Source organism: Acidiphilium sp. (genome assembly GCF_049977125.1).
Lineage (GTDB): Bacteria > Pseudomonadota > Alphaproteobacteria > Acetobacterales > Acetobacteraceae > Acidiphilium.
Genome location: NZ_JBMFGY010000047.1, coordinates 1,306 through 24,163 on the forward strand (window position 1 = coordinate 1,306; position 22,858 = coordinate 24,163).

Sequence of the window (22,858 nt, forward strand, 5' to 3'; positions counted from 1 at the left end):
CGGGTTATGATTGACCAAAGCGTTAAATACCGACAGTATCGGGCAGGTTAAGGCCGGAATGGCCGACAGGAGGATCGATGTCCATCACACAACTGACCTGGCGCCTCGCGCTGCTTTTGACCGGGGTTGCCGCCGCTACCGGGACAGCGCTTGCGGCGCCGGAAACGCTTCAGCTCACGCCGGGCAACATGCTGGCGCAGACCCATTCGAGTGCGGTGTTGTTCACCGTGACCGGCACGTATCGCGCGCTGTCCGGCACGCTCGCGTTCGACCCGGCGACGCGAAGTTGTTCGGTCGATGTGGTGTTTCAGACCCGCAGCCTCGCGCTGCCCAATGCGATCGTGCGCGATCAGGTGATGGCGAAGGATTTTCTCGACCCCGATAAATATCCGACCTCGCGATTTGTCGGCACCTGCGTCAAGGATGGCACGGTGTTGGCCGGGGCGCTGACCAATCATGGCCAGACCCATCCGTTCGACATGGCGGTGACGTATCGGATGGCGGGCGGCAAGCTGGTCGGGATCGATACTGCTGGCGCGTTCGATCGTTACGAATGGGGGCTGACCGGCGACAAGATGACGGTGGGGCGGATGATCAGGGTGACCAATGAAATTTCCCTGGATGGCAAGCAGCCGGGCTGAGTTTCGGCGTGGGCAAGCTGGTCTGGCTCGCATCCTATCCGAAATCGGGGAATACGTGGCTGCGCGCGTTCCTCCATGCCTATCTGAGCGATGCGCGAGCGCCGGTGCCGCTCGACCGGCTGACCGAGTTGACGACGGGCGAGAGCGGGGCGGCGCTGTATCGGCGGCATGATCCGCGCCCGGCCCATTGTTACAGCGTGGCGGAGGTGATGCGGCTGCGCCCGCTGGTGCATCGTGACATCATGGGCGGCGATGCGGCGCGGGTGTTCGTCAAGACCCATAATGCCGCGATCCGGGTTGCCGGCGTGCCGCTGATGACGCCGGAGGTGACCGATCGGGCGATTTATGTGCTGCGCGACCCCCGCGATGTGGCGATTTCATACAGCGCGCATCTGGGCATGGCGCTCGATGCGGTGATCGGGCTGATGGCGCGGGATGCGGCGGTCAGCGGCGGGGATGACGACAAGGTGCTGGAATTCATCGGGTCGTGGTCGCGCCATGTCGACTCCTGGACGGTGGCGCCGCCGCAGAAGCTGCTCGTGCTGCGTTACGAGGACCTGCTGGCCGATCCGGTGGACGGGTTTGGCGATGTTGTGCGGTTTCTCGGCGCGGCGCCCGATGCCGGGCGGTTGCGGCGCGCGATCGGGTTCAGTGATTTCGCGGCACTCAGCGCGCAGGAACGCGCTTGCGGGTTTGCCGAACGCCCGGCCGGCGCGCGTGGCGCGTTTTTTCGCGCCGGCGTCGCGGGTCAGTGGCGAACGATGCTCAGCGCGGCGCAGTGCCGCCGGATCGAGCGCGATCATGCCGCGCCGATGCGCCGGTTCGGGTATATCGGGTGAGGTTGGTGCGCGGAGCCATCAACCGGCTGGCCGGGTGCGGGCGGGGCGGCGGAGCAGGGTGCGCAGCTCGGCGGTGTGGAACGCGCCGATGGCGAGGCCGATTGCGGCGAAGCCGGTGATGCCGAGGGTGATCAGGCCGATCAGGGCGAGGCTGGCGGGCAGGTGCATCAGCGGTGTCGCGCGCAGGGCGATGAGCAGCGCGGCCATGGCGGCGCTGGCGGCGATGATGCGCGGGAGGCGGTGGATGAGGCGGCGGTCCGGCGCGAAATCGCGGTGGCGGCGGAGCAGGAGTGCGAGGATCGAAACGTTGAACCAGGCGGCGATGCTGGTGGACAGGGCGATGCCGATTTGTTGCAGCGGGTGCATCAGGGCGAGGTTGAGCGCGAGGTTGAGCGCGACGGCGGCGAGGCCGATTTTCACCGGGGTTTTGGTGTCGCCGCGGGCGAAGAATCCGGGGGTGAACAGCTTGACCAGAACGAAGGCGGGCAGGCCGAAGGCATAGGCGGCGAGGGCGGCGGTGCTGCGCGCGGCATCGGCCGTGGAGAAGGCGCCATGGGCGAACAGCGTGCGCATGATCGGCAGGCCGATCGCCGCCAGCGCGGCGGCGGCGGGCAGGGTCAGGAGCAAAGCGAATTCGAGGGCGCGGTTGAGCGTGGCGCGGGCCTGTTCGGTTTCGTTGCGGCGGAAATGACGCGACAGGCTGGGCAGCAGAACGGTGCCGAGGGCGGCGCCGATGACGCCGAGCGGCAGTTGATTGACCCGGTCGGCGTAATACAGCACCGAGACGGTGCCGTTGGGGAGAAGGGAGGCGATGATGGTGTCGACCGTGAGGTTGAGCTGGGTGACGCCGGCGCCGATCAGCCCGGGGCCGAGGCGGCGCAGCACGATCATCGCGCCCGGCGTGAGGCGCGGCAGACGCAGGCGCAGCGGGGTGCCGGCGCGCGCGAGGGCGCGGCCGAGCACGGCGAACTGGACGATGCCGGACAGCGCCACGCCGTAGGACAGCGCCTCGGGCACGTGTTCGCCGCGCGCGCGCAGGATGAACAGGGCGGCGATGATGCAGACGTTGAACAGGATGGGTGCTGCGGCGGCGGCGGCGAAATGGCCGCGCGCGTTCAGCACGCCGGCGAACAGCGCGCACAGGCAGATCAGCCAGAGATAGGGGAAGGTGATGCGCGAGAGATGCACCGCGAGGGCGAATTTGGCGGGTTCGGCGCGAAAGCCGGGGGCGAGGACATCGAGCACCTCGGGCATGAAGATCATGCCGAGCGCCATCAGCGCGAACAGGAAGACCACCATGATCGCGGTGATGTCCTCGGCGAGGCGGCGGGCGGGGGCTTCGCCCTCGTGGCTGAGGGTGCCGGTGTAGGCGGGGATGAAGGCGGCGCTGAACGCGCCTTCGCCGAACAGGCGGCGGAACAGATTGGGCAGGCGCAGCGCCACGAAGAACGCATCGGCCGCCGGGCCGGCGCCGAGCAGGGCGGCGATCAGGATGTCGCGCGCGAAGCCGAGCACCCGGCTTCCCATCGTCCAGGCACCGACGGTCAAGGCATTTCGGATCATGGGGCGGGGTTTAGAGCAATATCGGCCGGACGGGAAAATCCGCGCCGCGCGGGTGGATTTTAACCGGGGTGATCCTCTGCTAGGCAGGCATGATGGATACGATCTATCGGGGTGATATCGCGACAAAAGCGGGGCGGCGGAATGCGTGGATCGATGCGCTGTTCATCGATCACGCGGTGCTGCGGCTGGGCTGGACCAATTTCGCCGCCGTGGCGGAGGGCGCGTTGTATCGCTCGAACCATCCGGTGCCGTTTCAGCTGGCGAAATTCACCCGCACGGTCGGGTTGCGGGCGGTGGTGAATTTGCGGGGCGAGTGCCGGAATGGGTCGGATGCGTTGTCGCGCGATGCGGCGCGGCGGCTGGGGCTGGAATTTTATGATATCGCGCTCGAGTCGCGCGGGGCGCCGCACAAGGACCGGATTTTGCGGCTTGCCGGGATTTTCCGGACGATGAAACGGCCGGCGCTGGTGCATTGCAAATCGGGGGCGGATCGCGCGGGGATTGGCGCGGCGCTGTTCGTTTTGATCGAGGGCGGCACGGTGGCGGCGGCGCGGGCGCAGATGAGCTGGCGGTTTGGGCATATCCGGCAGTCCAACACCGGGATTCTCGACGCGTTTCTCGACGAGTACGCGCGCGGCGGCGAGGGGCGCAAGCCGTTCCTCGACTGGGTGAGCGAGGATTACGACGAGGCGGCGCTGCGGCTTCGCTTCGCTGCGCGGCGCGGCGGATCGCTGCGGCACCGGGTTGCCCGTTTTGTGAACGACAAGGTGCTGGCGCGCGAGTGAGCGCGCGAGTGAGCGCGCGTCTGGCGCTCAGGCTTCGGGTGGGGCGACGATGATCGGGATTTCGCGCGGCTCGATCTGCGGCTGGTCGCCGAGGCCGTTGGCCTGATCGTTATCGTCGCTCTCGATCTGGTTGTCGTCGCGCCGGCCGTTGGCGTGGCCGTTCTGGTTGTGCTGCTGATTGCTGCCCTGGTTGCCTTGACCCTGGTTGCCTTGCGCCTGGTTCATCGCGGAGATGATGCGGAAATAGTGCTCGGCATGCTGGAAATAGGCTTCGGCGGTGACGCGGTCGCCGCTGCTCGAGGCATCGCGGCCCATTTGCTGGTATTTGTCGTAAAGCTGCTGGGCGGTGCCGCGCACCCGCTGTTCGGGGCCGTTGCTGTCGAACACGTGGTTGCGGTTGAGCGGGGTGCCGCTGCTCTGATAGCTGCGGAAATTGCCGCCGCCGTTGCCGCCGCCGTTGTGAGAGCGATTGTTGCGCCCGCGTATGCGTTTGATGTTCATCGAGATTCCGTCATCCTGTTGCAGTCCGACCATGAGTGCGCCGGATCCGACGATCCGCTGACCCGATGATACGTTCATGGCTCGTGGCAAGATCGTTCGATTGTGTTCGATCTGGCAAATCCGATCCGGCGGTTTACATCATGGTCGAACGCCGATGGATAGATGGACCCCTCGACTGTACGATTCGCCTGTATGACCGCCAACCCGGATCAGAGACACCCGGGCATCGAACGTTGCTCTGGTTCCATAGTCTAATTCGGGGAATTCACCAAATGGTTTTTTCATGCGGTGGTGCGACGGCGGTGATGACCACGGCGCGCGGCACGCCGGCGAGATCGGGGTGGCTGAGGGCGGCGAGGTTGTGGCTTGCGGCGAGGGCGGCGATCGGTTCGGCCTGGGCAATGCCGGCTTCGAGGATCGCAAGGCCGCCGGGTGCGAGCAGGCGGGGGAGATCGGCGATGATGGCGCGGTAGGCGGCGAGCCCGTCCGCCCCGCCATCGAGCGCGGCGGTGGGTTCGAATAAGGCGACGTCGGGCATCAGGGTGCGGATGATGGCGCTGGGGATGTAGGGCGGGTTGGACAGGATGAGGTCGAAGCGCTGGGCGATCGGGGCGGCCCAATCGGCGACGAGGAACGCGCTGCGGGCGGCCAGGCCGAGGTCGCGCGCGTTGCGGCGGGCGAGGGCGGCGGCTTGGGGCACGCGGTCGGTGCCGATGCCGTGGGCGTCGGGAAATTCGGTGAGGGCGGCGAGCAGAAGGGCGCCGGTGCCGGTGCCGAGGTCGAGGATGGCGCGGACGCGCGCGCGCGCCGGGCGATGGTGCAAGGCGGCCTCGATCAGGGTTTCGCTGTCGGGCCTGGGGATCAGCGTGGCCGGGGAGACGGCGAGATCGAGGCTCCAGAATTCGCGGCGCCCGGTGATGTAGGCGAGCGGTTCGTGAGCGGCGCGGCGGGCGGCGAGGTCGTGGCCGGCGGTGGGGGGGACGTGGTCGCGGGTGAGCAGGCCGGCTTGCGTGCAGCCGAGGGCGTGGGCGAGGATCAGCCGCGCCTCGCGGCGCGGCTCGGGGATGCCGGCGCGTTCCAGCGTTGCGGCGATGGTGGCGAGCGCCTGGGCGAGCGGGATCATCGTGGTTGGGTCAGGCGAGGGTGGCGAGCCGGGCGGCCTGGTCTTCCTCGGTCAGGGCGTCGATGATGTCATCGAACTCGCCGAGCATCACCCGGTCGATTTTGTGCAGGGTGAGATTGATGCGGTGATCGGTCACGCGGCCCTGGGGGAAATTATAGGTGCGGATGCGCTCGGAGCGGTCGCCGGTGCCGACCTGGGATTTGCGGTCGGCCGCGCGGTCGGCGGCGAGGGCGGCGCGGGATTGTTCATAGAGGCGCGCGCGCAGGATTTTCATCGCCTTGGCGCGGTTTTTGTGCTGGCTGCGCTCTTCCTGCATCGTCACCACGATACCGGTGGGGAGATGGGTGATGCGCACCGCGGATTCGGTTTTATTGACATGCTGGCCGCCGGCGCCGGAGGCGCGATAGACATCGATCCGAAGGTCGGACTCATTGATGTCGACATCGACCTCCTCGGCCTCGGGCAGGACCGCGACGGTGACGGTCGAGGTGTGGATGCGGCCCTGGGTTTCGGTGGTCGGCACCCGCTGGACGCGATGCACGCCTGATTCGTATTTCAGCCGGGCGAACACCGAGCGGCCGGTGATTTCGGCGATGCCCTCCTTCAGGCCGCCGAGTTCGGTTTCGGCGTAATCCATCACCTCGAAGCGCCAGCCCTTGCTGTCGGCGTAGCGCTTGTAGGCGCCGAACAGCTGGGCGGCGAACAGCGCGGCCTCGTCGCCGCCGGCGGCGGGGCGGATTTCGAGGATGCCGGCGCGGGCGTCCGCCTCGTCGCGCGGCAGGAGCGAGAGGGTGATCTCGCGTTCGAGCCTGGGCAGGGTCTCGCGCAGGGCGGCGAGCTCGGCGTCGGCCAGATCGCGCAGATCGGGGTCGGCGCGGGCGGCCTCGGCTTCGGCGAAGGCGCGCTGGGCGTTGCGGAATTCGATGACCTGCGCCTCGATGGTCTCGATTTCGGCGAGTTCGCGCGAGGCGGCGACGAAGCGTTCGCCATCCAGACCGGAGGAGAGCATCGCGCGCAACTCGGTGGCGCGATCGACGATGCGGTCGAGTTTGTCGGCGAGGATCATTGCAGCCGCGCCACCAGATCCGTGATCGCGACCTCCTGCTGGCTGCCGTCATCGAGGGTTTTCAGAGTCACCGCGCCGCGGGCCAGCGCTTCGGCGCCGATCAGGACGGCGGCATGGGCGTTCAGCTTGTTCGCGCGTTCCAGCCGCCGCTTGAGATTGCCGCGATAGGCGAGATCGGCCGCGATGCCGGCGCCGCGCAACCGGGCGAGCTGGTCGATCGCTTCGGGTAATTCGGCGTCGCTCATCGGGATGATCGCGACCGGGCGCGGCACTGGCGGCGCTTCGGCCAGCAGCATCGCGAGGCGCTCGATCCCCGCACCCCAGCCGATTCCCGGCGTCGGTGGTCCGCCCATCTGTTCGACCAGCTGGTCGTACCGCCCGCCGCCGAGCACGGTGCCCTGGGCGCCGAGGGCGGTGCTGACGAATTCGAAGGCGGTGTGGTTGTAATAGTCGAACCCGCGGACGATGCGGGGATTTTCGACGAAATCGAGGCCGAGCCGGGTCAGGATGGATTTCAACCCGTCGTAGAACGCAGCCGAGACGGGGTTGAGGTGCTGATGGATGAGCGGCGCGTCGGCGAGCAGCGCGATGTCGGTCGGGTCCTTGGAATCGAGAATCCGCAGCGGGTTTTTGACCAGACGTATTTTGCTGTCGGAAGAGAGATCGGCGTGGTAGCGCGAGAGATAATCGACCAGCGCGGTGCGATAGGCATCGCGGCTCTCGCGGTCGCCCAGCGTGTTGATGTTGAGCGTGATGCTGTCGGTGATGCCAAGCTCGCGCAGGATTTGCCAGCCGCAGGCGATCGCCTCGGCATCGGCGAGCGGTTCGGCGGCGCCGATGATTTCAAGCCCGATCTGGTGGAACTGGCGATACCGCCCCTTCTGGGGCCGTTCGTAGCGGAACATCGGGCCGGTGTAGAAGATTTTCTGGGGCAGGGTCTGGGTCAGGCCGTTGGAGACCAGGGCGCGGCAGATCCCCGCGGTTCCCTCCGGCCGCAAGGTGAGACTGTCGCCGCCGCGATCCTCGAAACTGTACATCTCCTTGGTCACGACATCCGAGGTCTCGCCCAGATTACGGGCGAACACCGCGGTTGCCTCGAAGATCGGGGTGGACCACTCGGCGCAGCCATAGAGCGCGGTGATCCGCCGCGCCGTCGCCACGACATGCGCGTGCCGGCGGCTGGTCTCACCGATCAGGTCCTGGGTGCCGCGCACGGGTTGCAGTTTGGTCACGTCGGAATTCCTCGGAATGTCATGGATCGGGCGGGTTTGCCGGAAATCATCGGCTTTGAACAGCGCGGCAAGGATCGGGCGGTGCCGTTCGTTGCGCGTCAGGATCGGGGGTGGCGTGTCGTTACCAGTTTTGAGGTTGTTAACCAATAAATGGTTAACAATCATTTTGCGTTGCACAATCAATGTTTTTCTGATGACTGGCTTGCCAATGGGCGCGATTGCGGCGAAGGAGGATGGGGTTGTTTCGAAGGAGGGGATGATGGCGGCACGCCAGGCGAAATCGGTCAGCAGGGCTTCGAGTGTTCCCGCGGCGAGATCGGGGTCCGAACCGGCGGCGCGCCGGCGGGCGGGCAAAACCGCTCCCGCACTCGATCGTGAGGCGTTGCTCGCCGCCTATGCCAAGATGCTGCTGATCAGACGGTTCGAGGAAAAGGCCGGCCAGTTATATGGCATGGGTCTGATCGGCGGGTTCTGTCATTTGTATATCGGTCAGGAGGCTGTCGTGACCGGGATGCAGATGGCGCTGGAGCCGGGCGATCAGGTGATCACCTCCTATCGCGATCATGGTCACATGATTGCGTGCGACATGGACCCCAGGGGGGTGATGGCCGAGCTGACCGGCCGGTCCGGCGGGTATTCGCACGGCAAGGGCGGCTCGATGCATATGTTTTCCAAGGAAAAAGGATTCTACGGCGGCCATGGCATCGTGGGCGCGCAGGTCTCGCTCGGCACCGGACTCGCGTTCGCCAATCATTATCGCGGCAACGACCGGGTGACGCTGGCCTATTTCGGCGAGGGCGCGTCGAACCAGGGGCAGGTGTTCGAGAGTTTCAACCTGGCCGCGCTGATGAAGCTGCCGGTCGTTTTCATCATTGAAAACAACCGCTACGGCATGGGCACCAGTGTCGAGCGCGCCTCGGCCTCGCGCGATCTGAGCCAGAACGGCGCGCCGTGGCATATTCCGGGGATGCAGGTCGATGGCATGGATGTGATGGCGGTGAAGGCGGCGGGGGATCGGGCGGTGGCGCATTGCCGCGCCGGCAACGGGCCGTTCCTGCTGGAAATGAAGACCTATCGCTATCGCGGTCATTCGATGTCGGACCCGGCGAAGTATCGCACGCGCGAGGAGGTGCAGAAGATGCGCACCGAGCATGATTGCATCGATCTGGCGCGCAAGGCGCTCGAAGGCCTCGGTGAATCCGAGGCGTCGCTGAAAAAGATCGATGATGAGATCAAGGCGCGCGTGCAGGACGCCGCCGTATTCGCGCAGGAAAGCCCTGAACCCGACGAGGCCGAGCTCTGGACCGATATTCTGGTGGAGGGTTAGACCATGAGCACCGAAGTTCTGATGCCCGCGCTGAGCCCGACCATGACCGAGGGCAAGCTGTCGAAATGGCTGAAAAAAGTCGGCGATTCCGTGAAATCCGGCGATGTTCTGGCCGAAATCGAGACCGACAAGGCGACGATGGAGGTCGAGGCGGTCGATGAGGGTGAGTTGCTGAAGATTCTGGTGCCGGAAGGGACCGAAAATGTGGCGGTGAATGCGCCGATCGCGGTGCTCGGCACCAGGGGCGAAACCGTCGCCCCCGCAACGCCGCCGAAAACCGAGGCCGCAAGCGCGGCCCCAAGCGCGGATAAGCCTGAGCCGAGGCGCGAAGCCAAGTCCGACCCGAAGCCCGCGCCCGCGCCGGCCAATGAGAAGGATTGGGGCAAGACCAGCGAAATCACCGTGCGCGAGGCGCTGCGCGATGCGATGGCCGCGGAGATGCGCCGCGATGGCGATGTGTTTTTGATGGGCGAGGAGGTGGCGCAATATCAGGGCGCCTACAAGATCAGCCAGGGGTTGCTCGATGAGTTTGGCGAGAGGCGCGTGATCGACACGCCGATTACCGAACACGGCTTCACCGGCATGGCGGTGGGGGCGGCGATGTCGGGTCTGAAGCCGATCGTTGAGTTCATGACGTTCAATTTCGCGATGCAGGCGATCGACCAGATCATCAATTCCGCCGCCAAGACCCTGTATATGTCAGGTGGCCAGATGGGCTGCCCGGTGGTGTTTCGCGGCCCCAATGGCGCTGCCGCGCGCGTCGCTGCCCAGCATAGCCAGTGCTATGCCTCATGGTACGCCCATTGCCCGGGGCTGAAAGTGGTTGCGCCCTATTCGGCGGCGGATGCCAAGGGGTTGCTGCGCGCGGCGATCCGCGACCCCAACCCGGTGATCTTTCTCGAAAACGAAATTCTCTACGGCCATAAATTCGAGGTGCCGACCGATGAAGATTTCATCCTGCCGATCGGCCAGGCCAAAATCGAGCGGGTTGGCGAGGATGTCACCATCGTTGCGTTCTCCCTGATGGTCGATGTCGCGCTGAAAGCCGCCGAATTGCTCGACCAGCAGGGGATTTCGGCCGAGGTGATCAATCTGCGGACGATTCGCCCGCTCGATATCGACACCATTGTCGCCTCGGTGAAAAAGACCAGCCGGGTCGTCAGTGTCGAGGAGGGCTGGCCGTTCGCGGGCATCGGGGCTGAAATCGCGATGCAGATCACCGAACACGCGTTCGACTGGCTGGATGCGCCGCCGACCCGGGTTTCCGGCCTCGATGTGCCGATGCCCTATGCCGCCAATCTGGAAAAACTGGCCTTGCCCCAGCCCAACTGGGTGGTCGATGCCGTGAAAAAACTGTTCTGAACCGGGAGCGCTGCCATGGCCACCAACATCCTGATGCCGGCTCTGTCCCCCACCATGACCGAGGGCACGCTCTCGAAATGGCTGAAACAAGAGGGTGACATTATTAAATCGGGCGATGTGATCGCCGAGATCGAGACCGACAAGGCGACCATGGAGGTCGAGGCGGTCGATGAAGGCGTGCTCGGTAAAATCCTGGTCGCCGCCGGCACCGAGGGCGTTGCGGTGAACGCGCCGATCGCCGTGCTGGTCGATGCCGGTGAGGCGGTGCCGAGCGCGGCACCGGCTTCGGCGCCGGCGGTAGAGATGCACGCACCGAAACCCGCCCCCGAAGCCCCCCCGGCGCCGGCACCGCGCGAGGCCCCCAAGCCGAACGGACATTATGAAGCTGATCGCGGCGAACGGCTCTTCGCCTCGCCGCTCGCGCGGCGCATGGCGCAACAGGCCGGGCTCGACCTTGCCAGCATCGCCGGTTCCGGTCCGAACGGTCGCATCGTCAAAGCCGATATCGATGCCGCGCGCGGCAAGGCGCCGGCGGCCAGCCAACCGCAAGCCACTGCCGTGGCCGCGCCGCCGGCACCACAAGCCGCCGCCCCACCTGTGCTGGCGAAACCCGCGGAGATCACCGCCCCGCATGATGCCATCCCGCATTCCTCGATGCGCAAAATCATCGCCAAACGCCTCCAGGCCGCGAAACAGACCATCCCGCATTTTTATCTCAACATGGATGTCGAGCTCGACGCGCTGCTGAAACTCCGCGCCGACCTCAATGGCCAATCGCCCAAGGAGGGGCCGGGCGCCTTCAAACTCTCGGTCAATGATCTGATCATCAAGGCCTGCGCCCTCGCCCTGCGGCGGGTGCCCGACGCCAATGCCAGCTTCACCGACGAGGCGATGATCCGTTATCACGATGTCGATATTTCGGTTGCCGTCGCGATCCCGGACGGGCTGATCACCCCGATCATCCGCAAGGCCGACCAGAAAGGCCTGGCCGCGATCAGCAATGAGATGAAAGACCTCGCCGCGCGCGCCAAAACCGGCAAGCTCAAACCCGAAGAGTTCCAGGGCGGCTCGTTCTCGATCTCCAACCTCGGCATGTTCGGCATCACCAGCTTTTCCGCCATCATCAACCCGCCGCAAGGGGCGATCCTCGCCATCGGCGCTGGTGAAAAACGCCCCGTCGTGCGCGGGTCGGAATTGGCGGTCGCTACTGTGATGACGGTGACATTGTCGTGCGATCATCGCGTGGTGGATGGGGCGATCGGGGCCACGTTCCTTGGTGCGTTCAAGGCGATCGTTGAGACGCCGCTTAGTCTGATGCTGTAGGGATAAGAAAAGATGTTCTTTTTTGAAAAAAAGAACCAAAAAACTTTTTTGAGTTGGGTCGTTGGCTGTGGCGATCGAGCGTCTCCGGACCAGATTAATGAAAGTTTTTGCTGCTTTTTTCAAAAAGAAGCCTTCCCTTCTTGATGACTGATTTTATCCTTCGAAACGCGACGCCTGGCGATACCGGGGCCGTTCTCGCCCTGGTGCATGATCTGGCGATTTACGAACGCGCGCCGAATGCCGTGGCGATGACCGCGCCGATGTTGCACGCGGCGCTGTTCGGCGCTCGGCCGCTGGCTCAGGCGATCGTTGCGGAGGCGACCGAAATCCTCGGTTTCGCGGTTTATTTCACCAGTTTTTCGACCTGGACCGGCAAGGCCGGGCTTTATCTGGAGGATTTGTTCGTCAAACCCGCCGCACGCGGCCAGGGCATTGGTAAGGCTCTGCTGCGTCATCTGGCGGCCGAGGCGATTCGCCGCGATTGCGCCCGGCTGGAATGGCAGGTGCTCGATTGGAACGAACCGGCGATTGCATTCTACAAATCCCTCGGTGCCGAGCCGCTCGATGAATGGACGCGCTATCGCGTCAAAGGCGAGGCGCTGGCAGCCCTCGCCCAGCAGGAGATCCAACATGGCTGATCAGAGTTTCGATGTCGTCGTGGTCGGTGGCGGGCCGGGCGGCTATGTCACCGCGATTCGCGCTACCCAGCTCGGGATGAAAGTGGCGCTGGTCGAGCGGGAGAATTTGGGCGGCATCTGCCTCAACTGGGGCTGTATTCCGACCAAGGCGCTGCTGCGGTCATCGGAAATCAACCATTTGCTGCATCATCTCGGCGAATTCGGGTTTGCGGCGGAGAATATCAGTTTCGATCTGGCCAAGGTGGTGAAGCGCTCGCGGGCGGTGGCGAAGCAATTGTCGTCCGGCGTCGCGCATCTGATGAAAAAGAACCGGATCACCGTGTTCGATGGTTCCGGCGCGCTCGCCGGGGTTCGCACGCTCAAGGTCGAGAAAGACGGCAAACCCGTCGCCTCGCTGACCGCGAAGCATATCATTTTCGCAACCGGTGCCCGCGCCCGCGTGCTGCCCGGCCTGGAGCCGGACGGGACTTTCATCTGGTCCTATCGCGAGGCGATGGTGCCGGATAGGATGCCGAAATCCCTGGTGGTGATCGGCTCCGGCGCGATCGGCATCGAATTCGCGAGTTTTTACCGCAACATGGGGGCGGAGGTGACGGTGATCGAGGCGCTGCCGCGCATCCTGCCGGTCGAGGATGAGGAAATCTCGGCTTTCATGCACAAGCAGTTCGAAAAACAGGGCATGAGGCTGCTGACCGGTGCGGTGTTCAAGAGCGCCGAGAAGGGCAGGGACAGTATTGTCGTGACGGTCGATTCCGGTGGCAAGGAACACAGGATCACGGCGGATCGCGCGATTTCCGCCATCGGCATCGTCGGCAATTTCGAGAACCTCGGGCTCGAGGCGGCCGGCGTGACGATCGAGCGCACCCATGTCGTGGTCGATGGGTTCGGGCGCACCGGGGTGGAGGGGATTTATGCGATCGGCGACCTGACCGGGCCGCCCTGGCTTGCCCATAAGGCCAGCCATGAGGGGATTATCTGCATCGAGAAAATCGCGGGGCTCGAGCCGCACGCATTCGCGACCGGCAATATTCCGGGTTGCACCTATTGCCGGCCGCAAGTTGCTTCGGTGGGCATGACCGAGGCGAAGGCGAAGGAATCGGGGCGCAAGATCAAGGTGGGGCGGTTCCCCTTTATCGGCAATGGCAAGGCGATCGCGATGGGCGAGGCTGAAGGTATCATCAAGACGATTTTCGATGCCGAAACCGGCGAAATGCTTGGCGCCCACATGGCCGGCGCCGAGGTGACCGAGATGATCCAGGGCTACGTCATTGCCCGCCAGCTCGAAACCACCGAGGCTGATCTGATGCAGACGGTGTTCCCCCATCCGACCATCAGTGAAGCGATGCATGAATCGGTGCTTGACGCCTATGGTCAGGTCATCCACTTCTGAGCATCATGAGGATAGAAATCGACCACCGACAGGCAGATCCCGAGCGGGTGCGCCACCCCGAAAAACAGGGGCGGCCGGATCATCCAATTCAGCGCAAACCCGCCTGGATCCGGGTGAAGGCGCCGACGCATCCGATCTATGCCGAGACCCGCGATTTGATGCGCGAGGGCGGGCTGGTGACGGTGTGCGAGGAGGCGGCCTGCCCGAATATCGGGGAGTGCTGGTCGCAGCGCCACGCCACGATGATGATCATGGGCGAGATCTGTACCCGCGCCTGCGCCTTCTGCAACGTGAGCACAGGCCATCCCAACCCGCTCGCCGCGGATGAGCCCGAACGCGTTGCCGCCGCCGTCGCCAAGCTCAGGTTGCTGCATGTGGTGATCACGTCGGTCGACCGGGATGATCTGGCCGATGGCGGGGCGGCGCATTTCGCCGCGGTGATCGCCGCGATCCGCGCCGCTGCCCCCGCCACCACGATCGAGATTCTGACGCCGGATTTTCTGCGCAAGCCCGGCGCCGTTGAAACGGTGACGGCGGCCCGGCCGGATGTGTTCAATCACAATCTTGAAACCGTGCCGCGGCTGTACCCGACGATCCGGCCCGGCGCGCGCTACTTCCAGTCGCTGCGTCTGCTCGATCAGGCCAAGCGGCTCGATCCGTCGATTTTTACCAAATCGGGTCTTATGGTCGGTCTGGGCGAGACCCGTGCTGAAATCGGCCAGGTGATGGATGATCTGCGGATCGCCGAGGTCGATTTCCTCACGATTGGCCAATATCTGCAACCAACCGTTAAGCATGCTGCGGTAGACCGGTTCGTGCCGCCCGATGAATTCGCGGAACTGGCCGCGATGGCGCGGGCGAAAGGGTTCCTTATGGTTTCGGCGACACCGCTGACCCGATCGTCCTACCATGCCGGTGCCGATTTCGCGGCGCTGCGGGACGCCCGCGCGGCCAGGATCGCCGCCTGACGATGCCGAAATACTCCGAACGGAAACTGGTGCCTTACCGGCCCGATCAGATGTTCGATCTGGTGGCGGATGTGGCGAAATATCCGCAATTCCTGCCCTGGTGCGTCGGCGCGCGCATCCGCTCGCACCATGGCAAAGTTGTGATCGCGGATTTGACCATCGGTTTCGGCCCGTTTCGCGAAAGCTTTACCTCGCGGGTGACTCTGGAGGCGCCGGAACGCATCCATGTGCATTATGAGAACGGGCCGTTCAAATATCTGCGCAATGAATGGCGCTTCATCCCCGATCCGCGCGGGACCGTGATCGATTTTTTTGTCGATTTCGAGTTCCGCAGCTTCATCCTGCAAAAGGCGATCGGCGTGGTGTTCGCGGAAGCCGTGCGGCGCATGGTGGCCGCGTTCCTGACCCGGGCGCGGGTGATTTATGGGGCGCCACAGGTTGCGATTATACAGGAGGAAGTTAAAGTTTAGACTACTTTTTTGTAAAAAAGTAGCAAAAAACTTTCGCTCCTTTGGGCAAGATCCCGCGGGGACACCCAGCCCAAATTATAGAGAGTTTTTTGGTTCTTTTTTGCAAAAAAGAACACCTTTTTCTTCCCTCCCAAAGGCCCGCAATGTACGCCCCCATCCCCCTCGACCCGGCCGCGCCGCCGGTCTCCATCAATCTGTTTTCCGACACCCAGACCCGCCCCTCGCGGGCCATGCGCGAAGCCATGCTGAGTGCCGAGGTGGGTGACGAACAGCTCGGGCTCGATCCCACCATCAACGCGCTTTGCGCCCGTGTCGCTTCGCTGCTCGGCAAGGAGGCGGCGATGTTTCTGCCCTCCGGCGCGATGTGCAATTCCGTGGCGATCCTGACCCATTGCCGCCCGGGCGATGAGATCATCGCCCATGAATCAGCCCATATCATCGAGGCCGAGGGCGGCGCGCCCTGGGCGCTGGCCGGCGCGCGGGTGCATGGGCTGCCGGGTGCGCGGGGGTTTTTCACGCCGGATGATCTGCGTGCCTGCCTGCGCGCGCCTTCGCGCTACGTCGCACCGCAAACCCTGCTCGAAGTGGAGCAGACCTCGAACCTTGGCGGCGGCGCGGTCTGGCCGCTCGAGGTGTTGAACGAGCTCGCCGGCATCGCGCATGAGGCCGGCATGGCGACGCATATGGATGGCGCGCGGCTGATGAACGCGGTGGTCGCCTCGGGCGTTTCGGCGGCCGATTATGCGGCCCCGTTCGACACGGTGTGGATCGATTTTACCAAGGGGCTCGGCGCGCCGCTCGGGGCGGTGCTCGCCGGGTCCGCTGCGGTGATAGATCGGGCCTGGCGCTGGAAGCAACGGCTCGGCGGGTCACTGCGCCAGGCCGGCATCTGTGCTGCCGCCTGCCTTTATGCGCTCGATCATAATGTCGATCGCCTGGCCGAGGATCACGCCAATGCGCGGCGGCTCGCGGCGGGGCTGTCCGGGATTGCGGGGTTGCAGGTCGAAACCCCGGAGACCAATCTGGTCTATGCCGATGTCGCCGCCAGCGGCAAAACCCCGGGCGACTGGGCGGCGGTGCTGCGGGCGCAAGGCATCATGGTTTCAGTGATGGGCCGCACCCGGCTGCGGCTGTGCACGCATCTCGATGTCACTGCCGACCAGATCGAGGCGACGATCGCCGCCTTCCGATCGATCAACTGACGATCGGGTCCTCGCCCTCGCGCAGCAGCGTGTCGATCGCGGCGACGGTCGCGGGGGGCAGGTGGCGGAGCCGGCGGGCGAAGCGGTTGGCAAGTGCTGTCTGTTCGGGTGTCAACCCTGCGCTGTCGAGCCGCAGCTTCGGCTTCGAGACCCGCGCGAGATCGGCCAGATCATGCGCATCGTCCCAGATCAGGCCGAATTTCTCGCAGATCTGATGGATCAGCCCCGGCGAGGGCGCACCGCGCCGGCCGTGTTCCAGCGCCGAGAGATAGGCGGGCGAGATGTCGAGGGCGGCGGCCATGGCGCGCAGGGTGATGCGGCGTTCGGCGCGCAGGAGGCGGAGTTTGGCACCGAACGGTGTCATGGCCGGTTGCGCCGGATCAGCACGCGCAACGCCCCCTCGTTCGCGGCGTGCGGATGGCAGACCGCGAGGATCAGCGCGTGCAGCGGTGAATCGTTGAGCCAGAACGGCACTTCACGGCGCAACACGCCCTCGCCGCCGCCGCGCTTGCCATGGCCGGTGACGATTTCGACGCAGCGCAGCCCCTGGGCCGCGGCGCCGGCGATCAGCGCGGTCACGGCGACATGGGCGGTGGGTTTGGTCATGCCGTGCAGGTCGAGCACGCGGTCTGGCGTGATCTTGCCAGCGCGGAACCGGCCCCATGTGGCACGATCTAGGCCGGGCGGCGCCACGCCGATCGCCAGCGCGGCACGGCGGGGGGCTTTGGGCTTGGTCCTTGGTGCCGGTGGGGCTGGGGTGGGCGCGGCTGGGGTAACGACGCGCTCGATGATCGCGGATTCGGACGGCATCGGCACGGCCACGCCCGGCAGCGGCGTCACATGGCGCAGATACCGCGCCCACGCCTCCAACTCGGCCGCAGGAATAGGTTTTCGTCTGATTCCCATGGCTTCTATTTAATGAAAGTTTTTGCTTCTTTTTACAAAAAGAAGCGCTTACTCGACGTCATCATTCGCCCCGACCAGAACGATATGCAGCCGGCGCGGCCCATGCGCGCCGAGCTCCAGGGTGCGTTCGATATCCGCCGAGCGCGAGGGGCCGGTGACCAGCATGACATTGCGCGGCATCGGGCCGGCGGCGCGTAGCCGGTCGAACGCGTCCTCATACGGGCCGACGATGGCAGAGGTATCGAGCACGACGATTTCGGTATCGGGCAGCAGGTTCAGCGTGGTGGGGGTATGCGCGCCGGAGGGCAGCATCAGCGTGCCGGTTTCGGCGATGCCGGCGAATCCGGCCTGGAGCGAGACCATGTCGGCCGGGGTGGCGCGGCCGGGGCGCGTGGTCAGCATCGGGTGCGCCGCCCAATCGATGGCGTCGAAATCGGGGTGGGGCGCGATCACGAGGTCGAGCGGCAGGTTCTGGCCGCGCAGATAGGTTGCGATCGCCTCGGGCAGCGCCGCGCGGTCGTCGATGCGGTCGATCGTGGCGTATTCGCGCGTGGCGTTGGCGATGAACAGCGCGATCAGGGCGGCGTGATCCTGCTGCGACCTTGCGGGAATGATCTGGCGCGGGTGGGCGGCGAGGCGGGCGGCGATCATCATTTCCTGATCCGCCGGCAGCGCGCCGCGGCCGAGACCGCGCCGGATACTGCCGAGAATCGCGGCTTTGCGGGCCTGGTTGTCGATTTTCATCGGTTGCGCTGCTCCCGTGCATAGCGGGCGAAGAAGGTTTCGCCTTCCGGCGCGGGCATGTCGCGCGAAGCGGTCCAGGCGCCGGCGAAGGGCAGCCAGCCGAACCGGCCGCGCCGTCGCCCGGCAAATCCCATCGCCCTGGCGGTGATGCGGGTCACGGCGCGGTACAGGGTTGGACGGCGGGCGAAAAACCCCCAGAGCCCGATGCCGTAGCGAGTCGTCGCCGGGGTGAGGTTACGCTCGAACGCGCGCTCCCGCCAATGCCGCATCATGCCCGTAAGCGGGATTTTCATTGGGCAGACGCTCTCGCATTTGCCGCAGAAGGTCGAGGCGCTGGGCAGTAATTGCGCCTGATCGGCGCCGAAGATCGCCGGGGTCAGCACGCTGCCCATCGGGCCGGAATACATCGAGCCATAGGCATGGCCGCCCACCGTGAGATAGACCGGGCAGTGGTTCATGCAGGCGGAGCAGCGGATGCAGCGCAGCATGTCCTGGAATTCGGTGCCGACCATGTTGGAGCGGCCGTTGTCGAGCAGGATGACGTGATATTGCGCCGGACCGTCGAGATCGTCCGCGCGTTTCGGGCCGGTGGAGAAGGTGGTGTAGACCGAGAACTCCTGGCCGGTCGCCGAACGGGCCAGCACGCGCAGGAGCGAGAGCGTATCCTCGATGGTGGGCACGATTTTTTCGAGCGAGGCGAGCACGATGTGAACGCGTGGCAGGGTTTGGGTGAGGTCGCCGTTGCCTTCGTTGGTCACGATGATCGAGGTGCCGGTTTCGGCGATCAGGAAATTCGCCCCGGTGATGCCGACATCGGCGGCGAGGAATTTTTCGCGCAGCACGGCGCGGGCCTCGGCCTGGATGTCGCGTTTTTCGGCGAAGACCCGATCGGCCGGCAGATGGGTGTGGGCGGCGCGGAAACTCGCCTCCCAATCCTCGCGGTTGAGGTGGAAGGCCGGGCCGATGATGTGGCTGGGGGCCTCGTTGCGCAATTGCAGGATATATTCGCCGAGATCGGTCTCGATCGGTTCGATGCCCTGTTCGGCGAGGAATTCGTTGAGGCCGATTTCCTCGGAGATCATCGATTTGCCCTTGGTCACGGTCCGTGCGCCGACCGAGCGGCAGATGTCGAGCACGGCGTCGCGCGCCTCGGCGGCATCGCGGCACCAATGCACGACGCCCCCCTGCGATTCCACCTGGGCGGCGTAACGCTCGAGATAGACATCGAGATGCGCGATCGTGTGGTTCTTGATCCCTTTGGCGGTCTCGCGCAGCGCCTCGAACTCGGGCAATCCGGCGACGGCCTTGGCCCGCGACAGGGCGAAGGGTTTCTTCGCGCGGTCGAGCGCTTTCTGAAGCCCGGCGTCGTCCAACGCGTGCCGGACGTTTTTCTTGAAATCGGGGCTGGTATTGAGCATGGGCCACTCCTCAGGCAAAGGAGTGTAGAGCGTGATGGCGTCAAAGCAAAGACGGCGCGTCCCATCGCCGCTTGGCACAGTTAGTTTATTTCCGCATCAAAAAAAATGGCGACACTCGCGTGCCGCCAAGTTTAGGGAGGAAACGTCCAAGAAAGCAAACATAGCGAACAAGCCGCCGTGTTGCTGAAACCCTTATACACATGCGCTAAGAGTGATGCAAGAACTATTTTGCAGTGCAGCATCGCAATTTTATGGGGAATGACTCAACAATGACGCTGATTCGCGCGGGATGATGGCATTTTGAGCAATTCCTTACCCTATTTTAATCACTGCGGGCGATATTGCGCGGCATGCGCGGACGAATCATCAAAGCCGGTCTCAAACTGCTGTCGGGAATGCTGGGGGCCTGGCTGCTGGCGCCAGGGACCGCCCATGCCTTGCCGGCGGGCATCGTGCCAAGTTTCGCGCCGATCGCTGATCCCGCCACGCTCTGCGCCGCCGCACTCAACCTCGCGCAGGGGGTCGCGCGCACGCCGCCGGGTTTGCTGAACGCCATTGCCACGGTGGAATCCGGCCGGCGCGATCCGCAAACCGGCCAGATCGCGCCGTGGCCCTGGACGATCGATGCCAACGGCGCGGGCCACACCTACGCGACCGAGGCCGAGGCGATCGCGGCGGCGCAAGGGTTTGAAAGCCAGGGGATCAACTCGCTCGACATCGGCTGCATGCAGATCAACCTGCAACACCATCCGGATGCCTTCACCAGCCTGGCCCAGGCGTTCGATCCCGCGGCCAATGCGATCTATGGCGCGCAATTCCTGCGTCGGCTGAAATCGCGGCTTGGCGGTTGGGATCAGGCGGTGGGGGCCTATCACTCGGAAACCCCCGCGCTCGGTTTGCCGTATGAACAGAAGGTGCTCGATGTCTGGCATGGGCAGGGCGGCCCGGCGCCGGCGCTGATCCCGGTTGCCGCCGGCATGTCGGCGATACCGAAACCCGCGGTGACCCCGCCGCCCCCGAGCAATGGCGCCATCGCCCTGCGCCGCTTCGGCGTCGGCGGGTTTGCTTTCGCCGGTTTGCATGGCCATGCCCAAATCCTGCCGATCGCGGCGCCGATCGGCACGCCGGGCGGTGTGGCGCCGCCCGGCGGCATGGCGGGTCGGGGTCTGGCAGCCTACCGGCGCGACCCGATCCCGATCAGCGGCGCGAAATGAGCCCCGCGTTCAGGACAGTAACGGTCCCCAGGAGGGGTCGGTGGCGTCGGTCGGCGTCGGTGTGATCCGCTCGTTGAAGCCATCGGTCCCGATCGTGACGAGATGCGACACATTGCCGATTCGCAGCGGCGTCTGGCGGTAGAACATGATGACGCGACCATTGGGGCAGAAGGTCGAACCCTCCTCCAGATACCCTTGCGAGAGGATCCGCTCACCGGACCCGTCCGGCTTCATCACGCCGATGCCGAACCCTCCCGAGCCCAGCCGGGTGAAGGCGATCAGGTCGCCGCGCGGCGACCAGTCCGGTTCGGCGTAACGGCCGCTGCCATAGGAAATCCGCTGCACGTTCGAGCCATCGGCGTTCATCACGAACAACTGCTGGTCGCCGGAGCCGTCGCGATCGGAATTGAATACGATTTTCGAGCCATCCGGGCTGTAGCACGGCGTCACGTTGATCGAATTCGCATCGGTCAGCGCGGTCTGGCTGCGGCTGCCCAGATCGTATTTCACGATCATCGCCCCGCCACCGCGCGAGACCGACAGCAGCAGCGCCGATCCGTCAGGACTGAACCGGGGTCCGAAGCTCATATCGCCGAAATTGCCGACCACGCTGCGCGCGCCGGTCTGCAGGTCGAACAGGAAGACCCGTGGCTGGTTGCTCTCGAAACTGACAAAGGCGAGCTGCTGGCGGGCCGGGTTGAATTGCGGCGACAAGGCCATCCAGCGTCCCGAGGTCAGGAAACGCGTGTTCGCGCCGTCATAATCCATGATCGCCATTCGCCGGGTCGGGCTGGTCGGCGGGCCGGAGACCGAGATATAGGCGACGCGCGTGTCGAAATAGCCTTTTTCACCGATCATTTGCTGATAGATGTCATCGGCGATGATATGCGCGATGCGCCGCCAGTTGCTCGAGGCGGTCGTGTAGGCGGTGCCCTGGACCTGTTTTTGGTCGGCGATGCTCCACAGCCGGTACTCGACCCGCACCTGCCCGCCGCCCTGGTCGGTCACGCTGCCGGTGACCAGGGCCTGCGCGCCGAGGATCGACCAGTTGGCCCAGACCGGCACGCCGTTGGTGATCGAATTCGGCACGAAACTGGTCGGATCGATCGATCGGAACAGGCCGCAATGGTCGAGATCGGAGGTGATTACCTGCGTGATCTGGTCGCCAAGCTCGGAATCGCCGGCGCTGGCATTGGTGAACGCCGGCAGGGCGATCGGGATCGGCGCGTTATGCGCCCCCGATACGTTGATCGCATCGCTCGCCGCCCCGGCGCCGGCGGTCTGCGCGCGCGCTAAACCGGGCAGGATCAACCCGGCCGCCCCGGCACCGAGGACGAGCCGCCGCGATAACGGGGCCAACCGCTCGACCAGCGTATTGGGGACGCGCGGGTGCGGCGTGGGGATGGAACGATCTGACGTCATCGATGACCTCTGTGCTATAGTTTCGGTATCGTCACGGTGTGAACCGGAAGATAAACGTGTGAACCGAGCCGAGCATATAGGGCGGCAGCGGCAGTTTCGCACATTGATAGTTTTTCACCGCATCGACAGCCCGCTGAGCGAAGGCGGCGAACACCGGGTCGCCCAGTTTGCCCTGATCGGCCGGGGCAACCTCGGCCTCGCGGACCACGCCGGAAGCGTCGGTCACCACCTGGAGGAGCACACTGAAACTCGACACCCCCGGCGCGCCGGCATCGATGCCCCAGCAGGGCTGCACTTCCGAGCCGATCGCGTTGCGCTGCGACGCCGACAGGCCGGAGTTGGAAGTGCTCATTTTCGTCCCACCCCCCTGCGGCGCGCCTCCCTGACGGGGGTTGTATTTCGCCGTCGGGGCCTTTTTCTGTTTTTCCAGCGAGCGCAGTTTCGCAATCGTGTTCAGAACCGACTGGCTCATGATCGCGGGTGTCTTGACCACGTGCTTCTGGCTGGTCGGGCTCTTTTCGGCCGGGGTGGGCGGCTGCTTCTTCGGCGGCAACGGCAGTTTTTTCGCCGGTTTCACCACGGGTTTGTGGTGCGGCGGGTGGGGCGGCGGCGGGGGCGGGGGGCCCCAGCCCCCGGCGCGCTGCCAGCCCCGGCACCCGCGGCCGCCGCTTCGAGCTCCTCGACGGTGCGGTCTACCTTTGGGGGAGGAGGGTGTGGGGATCGG

General features: G+C 65.1%; 23 protein-coding genes. 12 read left to right on the forward strand and 11 right to left on the reverse strand.

The window, feature by feature from the left end; all coding sequences use genetic code 11:
- Positions 1–77: 77 nt before the first annotated feature.
- Both ACP5E6_RS09260 and ACP5E6_RS09265 read left to right on the forward strand, forming a co-directional pair.
- Complete coding sequence (locus ACP5E6_RS09260; RefSeq protein WP_427953949.1) at positions 78–641, forward strand: YceI family protein; 564 nt, start codon at positions 78–80, stop codon at positions 639–641.
- Positions 642–649: 8 nt separating this feature from the next.
- Positions 650–1,480: a sulfotransferase domain-containing protein gene (locus tag ACP5E6_RS09265; RefSeq protein WP_427953950.1), complete on the forward strand. Its 831-nt coding sequence runs from the start codon at positions 650–652 to the stop codon at positions 1,478–1,480.
- Between the two features lie 18 nt (positions 1,481–1,498).
- On the opposite strand, the gene murJ is transcribed toward ACP5E6_RS09265, so the two are convergent.
- Positions 1,499–3,028, reverse strand: coding sequence for a murein biosynthesis integral membrane protein MurJ (gene murJ / locus ACP5E6_RS09270; protein WP_427953951.1), 1,530 nt, complete (start codon positions 3,026–3,028; stop codon positions 1,499–1,501).
- Between the two features lie 107 nt (positions 3,029–3,135).
- On the opposite strand from murJ, the gene ACP5E6_RS09275 reads away from it, so the two are divergent.
- The gene (locus ACP5E6_RS09275) at positions 3,136–3,828 is read left to right on the forward strand and encodes a tyrosine-protein phosphatase (RefSeq protein ID WP_427953952.1); all 693 of its coding nucleotides are present in this window, start codon (positions 3,136–3,138) and stop codon (positions 3,826–3,828) included.
- Between the two features lie 27 nt (positions 3,829–3,855).
- Here ACP5E6_RS09275 and ACP5E6_RS09280 read toward each other — a convergent pair whose 3' ends face one another.
- From ACP5E6_RS09280 to hisS, 4 genes are all read right to left on the reverse strand, one after another.
- Complete coding sequence (locus ACP5E6_RS09280; RefSeq protein WP_427953953.1) at positions 3,856–4,329, reverse strand: DUF4167 domain-containing protein; 474 nt, start codon at positions 4,327–4,329, stop codon at positions 3,856–3,858.
- Between the two features lie 265 nt (positions 4,330–4,594).
- Complete coding sequence (prmC, locus tag ACP5E6_RS09285; RefSeq protein WP_427953954.1) at positions 4,595–5,452, reverse strand: peptide chain release factor N(5)-glutamine methyltransferase; 858 nt, start codon at positions 5,450–5,452, stop codon at positions 4,595–4,597.
- 10 nt (positions 5,453–5,462) lie between these two features.
- Entirely contained in the window at positions 5,463–6,518 is a 1,056-nt protein-coding gene (prfA, locus tag ACP5E6_RS09290) for a peptide chain release factor 1 (RefSeq protein WP_427953955.1), read from the reverse strand.
- Positions 6,515–7,750 (reverse strand): histidine--tRNA ligase, encoded by a 1,236-nt coding sequence (gene hisS, locus ACP5E6_RS09295; protein ID WP_427953971.1) that lies wholly within the window; start codon positions 7,748–7,750, stop codon positions 6,515–6,517. The genes prfA and hisS overlap by 4 nt, the downstream gene beginning before the upstream one ends.
- 193 nt (positions 7,751–7,943) lie before the next feature.
- Here hisS and pdhA point away from each other — a divergent pair, with 193 nt between their 5' ends.
- The 8 genes from pdhA (at position 7,944) to ACP5E6_RS09335 (ending at position 16,430) form a co-directional block, all read left to right on the forward strand.
- Positions 7,944–9,077 carry a pyruvate dehydrogenase (acetyl-transferring) E1 component subunit alpha gene (gene pdhA / locus ACP5E6_RS09300; RefSeq protein ID WP_427953956.1) on the forward strand — a complete coding sequence of 378 codons (1,134 nt, stop codon included), beginning with the start codon at positions 7,944–7,946 and terminating at the stop codon, positions 9,075–9,077.
- Positions 9,078–9,080: 3 nt separating this feature from the next.
- Entirely contained in the window at positions 9,081–10,439 is a 1,359-nt protein-coding gene (locus ACP5E6_RS09305) for a pyruvate dehydrogenase complex E1 component subunit beta (protein WP_427953957.1), read from the forward strand.
- A gap of 15 nt (positions 10,440–10,454) precedes the next feature.
- The gene (locus tag ACP5E6_RS09310) at positions 10,455–11,762 is read left to right on the forward strand and encodes a pyruvate dehydrogenase complex dihydrolipoamide acetyltransferase (RefSeq protein WP_427953958.1); all 1,308 of its coding nucleotides are present in this window, start codon (positions 10,455–10,457) and stop codon (positions 11,760–11,762) included.
- A gap of 143 nt (positions 11,763–11,905) precedes the next feature.
- The gene (locus ACP5E6_RS09315; RefSeq protein WP_427953959.1) at positions 11,906–12,400 is read left to right on the forward strand and encodes an N-acetyltransferase family protein; all 495 of its coding nucleotides are present in this window, start codon (positions 11,906–11,908) and stop codon (positions 12,398–12,400) included.
- Positions 12,393–13,790, forward strand: coding sequence for a dihydrolipoyl dehydrogenase (lpdA, locus tag ACP5E6_RS09320; protein WP_427953960.1), 1,398 nt, complete (start codon positions 12,393–12,395; stop codon positions 13,788–13,790). The genes ACP5E6_RS09315 and lpdA overlap by 8 nt, the downstream gene beginning before the upstream one ends.
- A 5-nt stretch (positions 13,791–13,795) precedes the next feature.
- Positions 13,796–14,758, forward strand: coding sequence for a lipoyl synthase (gene lipA / locus ACP5E6_RS09325; protein ID WP_427953961.1), 963 nt, complete (start codon positions 13,796–13,798; stop codon positions 14,756–14,758).
- 2 nt (positions 14,759–14,760) lie between these two features.
- On the forward strand, positions 14,761–15,228 hold the full coding sequence (locus tag ACP5E6_RS09330) for a type II toxin-antitoxin system RatA family toxin (RefSeq protein ID WP_427953962.1): 468 nt from the start codon (positions 14,761–14,763) through the stop codon (positions 15,226–15,228).
- 143 nt (positions 15,229–15,371) lie between these two features.
- The gene (locus ACP5E6_RS09335; protein ID WP_427953963.1) at positions 15,372–16,430 is read left to right on the forward strand and encodes a threonine aldolase family protein; all 1,059 of its coding nucleotides are present in this window, start codon (positions 15,372–15,374) and stop codon (positions 16,428–16,430) included.
- Here the strand turns inward: ACP5E6_RS09335 and ACP5E6_RS09340 are convergent.
- Genes ACP5E6_RS09340 through ACP5E6_RS09355 form a run of 4 tightly spaced genes read right to left on the reverse strand, consistent with a single transcriptional unit; the run spans position 16,423 to position 19,498 of the window.
- Positions 16,423–16,794: a helix-turn-helix domain-containing protein gene (locus tag ACP5E6_RS09340; RefSeq protein ID WP_427953964.1), complete on the reverse strand. Its 372-nt coding sequence runs from the start codon at positions 16,792–16,794 to the stop codon at positions 16,423–16,425. The two genes, ACP5E6_RS09335 and ACP5E6_RS09340, sit on opposite strands and share 8 nt — an antisense overlap.
- Positions 16,791–17,336: a Smr/MutS family protein gene (locus tag ACP5E6_RS09345; protein WP_427953965.1), complete on the reverse strand. Its 546-nt coding sequence runs from the start codon at positions 17,334–17,336 to the stop codon at positions 16,791–16,793. Before ACP5E6_RS09345 ends, ACP5E6_RS09340 begins: the two co-directional genes overlap by 4 nt.
- A gap of 48 nt (positions 17,337–17,384) precedes the next feature.
- Entirely contained in the window at positions 17,385–18,080 is a 696-nt protein-coding gene (locus ACP5E6_RS09350; protein ID WP_427953966.1) for a LutC/YkgG family protein, read from the reverse strand.
- On the reverse strand, positions 18,077–19,498 hold the full coding sequence (locus tag ACP5E6_RS09355) for a lactate utilization protein B (protein WP_427953967.1): 1,422 nt from the start codon (positions 19,496–19,498) through the stop codon (positions 18,077–18,079). The genes ACP5E6_RS09350 and ACP5E6_RS09355 overlap by 4 nt, the downstream gene beginning before the upstream one ends.
- 350 nt (positions 19,499–19,848) lie before the next feature.
- On the opposite strand from ACP5E6_RS09355, the gene ACP5E6_RS09360 reads away from it, so the two are divergent.
- Positions 19,849–20,712 carry a lytic transglycosylase domain-containing protein gene (locus ACP5E6_RS09360; RefSeq protein ID WP_427953968.1) on the forward strand — a complete coding sequence of 288 codons (864 nt, stop codon included), beginning with the start codon at positions 19,849–19,851 and terminating at the stop codon, positions 20,710–20,712.
- Positions 20,713–20,721: 9 nt separating this feature from the next.
- On the opposite strand, the gene tolB is transcribed toward ACP5E6_RS09360, so the two are convergent.
- Both tolB and ACP5E6_RS09370 read right to left on the reverse strand, forming a co-directional pair.
- Complete coding sequence (tolB, locus tag ACP5E6_RS09365; RefSeq protein ID WP_427953969.1) at positions 20,722–22,134, reverse strand: Tol-Pal system beta propeller repeat protein TolB; 1,413 nt, start codon at positions 22,132–22,134, stop codon at positions 20,722–20,724.
- A gap of 31 nt (positions 22,135–22,165) precedes the next feature.
- Positions 22,166–22,711 carry a hypothetical protein gene (locus ACP5E6_RS09370; RefSeq protein ID WP_427953970.1) on the reverse strand — a complete coding sequence of 182 codons (546 nt, stop codon included), beginning with the start codon at positions 22,709–22,711 and terminating at the stop codon, positions 22,166–22,168.
- Positions 22,712–22,858: the final 147 nt, after the last annotated feature.

Excerpts from the sequence above, each read along its gene's own strand:
- ACP5E6_RS09260 (WP_427953949.1), top strand. The coding sequence starts at position 78 with ATGTCCATCACACAACTGACCTGGCGCCTCGCGCTGCTTTTGACCGGG.
- ACP5E6_RS09275 (WP_427953952.1), top strand. The coding sequence starts at position 3,136 with ATGGATACGATCTATCGGGGTGATATCGCGACAAAAGCGGGGCGGCGG.
- ACP5E6_RS09280 (WP_427953953.1), bottom strand. The coding sequence starts at position 4,329 with ATGAACATCAAACGCATACGCGGGCGCAACAATCGCTCTCACAACGGC.
- prmC (WP_427953954.1), bottom strand. The coding sequence starts at position 5,452 with ATGATCCCGCTCGCCCAGGCGCTCGCCACCATCGCCGCAACGCTGGAA.
- prfA (WP_427953955.1), bottom strand. The coding sequence starts at position 6,518 with ATGATCCTCGCCGACAAACTCGACCGCATCGTCGATCGCGCCACCGAG.
- pdhA (WP_427953956.1), top strand. The coding sequence starts at position 7,944 with ATGACTGGCTTGCCAATGGGCGCGATTGCGGCGAAGGAGGATGGGGTT.
- ACP5E6_RS09305 (WP_427953957.1), top strand. The coding sequence starts at position 9,081 with ATGAGCACCGAAGTTCTGATGCCCGCGCTGAGCCCGACCATGACCGAG.
- ACP5E6_RS09310 (WP_427953958.1), top strand. The coding sequence starts at position 10,455 with ATGGCCACCAACATCCTGATGCCGGCTCTGTCCCCCACCATGACCGAG.
- ACP5E6_RS09315 (WP_427953959.1), top strand. The coding sequence starts at position 11,906 with ATGACTGATTTTATCCTTCGAAACGCGACGCCTGGCGATACCGGGGCC.
- lpdA (WP_427953960.1), top strand. The coding sequence starts at position 12,393 with ATGGCTGATCAGAGTTTCGATGTCGTCGTGGTCGGTGGCGGGCCGGGC.
- lipA (WP_427953961.1), top strand. The coding sequence starts at position 13,796 with ATGAGGATAGAAATCGACCACCGACAGGCAGATCCCGAGCGGGTGCGC.
- ACP5E6_RS09330 (WP_427953962.1), top strand. The coding sequence starts at position 14,761 with ATGCCGAAATACTCCGAACGGAAACTGGTGCCTTACCGGCCCGATCAG.
- ACP5E6_RS09335 (WP_427953963.1), top strand. The coding sequence starts at position 15,372 with ATGTACGCCCCCATCCCCCTCGACCCGGCCGCGCCGCCGGTCTCCATC.
- ACP5E6_RS09340 (WP_427953964.1), bottom strand. The coding sequence starts at position 16,794 with ATGACACCGTTCGGTGCCAAACTCCGCCTCCTGCGCGCCGAACGCCGC.
- ACP5E6_RS09345 (WP_427953965.1), bottom strand. The coding sequence starts at position 17,336 with ATGGGAATCAGACGAAAACCTATTCCTGCGGCCGAGTTGGAGGCGTGG.
- ACP5E6_RS09350 (WP_427953966.1), bottom strand. The coding sequence starts at position 18,080 with ATGAAAATCGACAACCAGGCCCGCAAAGCCGCGATTCTCGGCAGTATC.
- ACP5E6_RS09355 (WP_427953967.1), bottom strand. The coding sequence starts at position 19,498 with ATGCTCAATACCAGCCCCGATTTCAAGAAAAACGTCCGGCACGCGTTG.
- ACP5E6_RS09360 (WP_427953968.1), top strand. The coding sequence starts at position 19,849 with ATGCGCGGACGAATCATCAAAGCCGGTCTCAAACTGCTGTCGGGAATG.
- tolB (WP_427953969.1), bottom strand. The coding sequence starts at position 22,134 with ATGACGTCAGATCGTTCCATCCCCACGCCGCACCCGCGCGTCCCCAAT.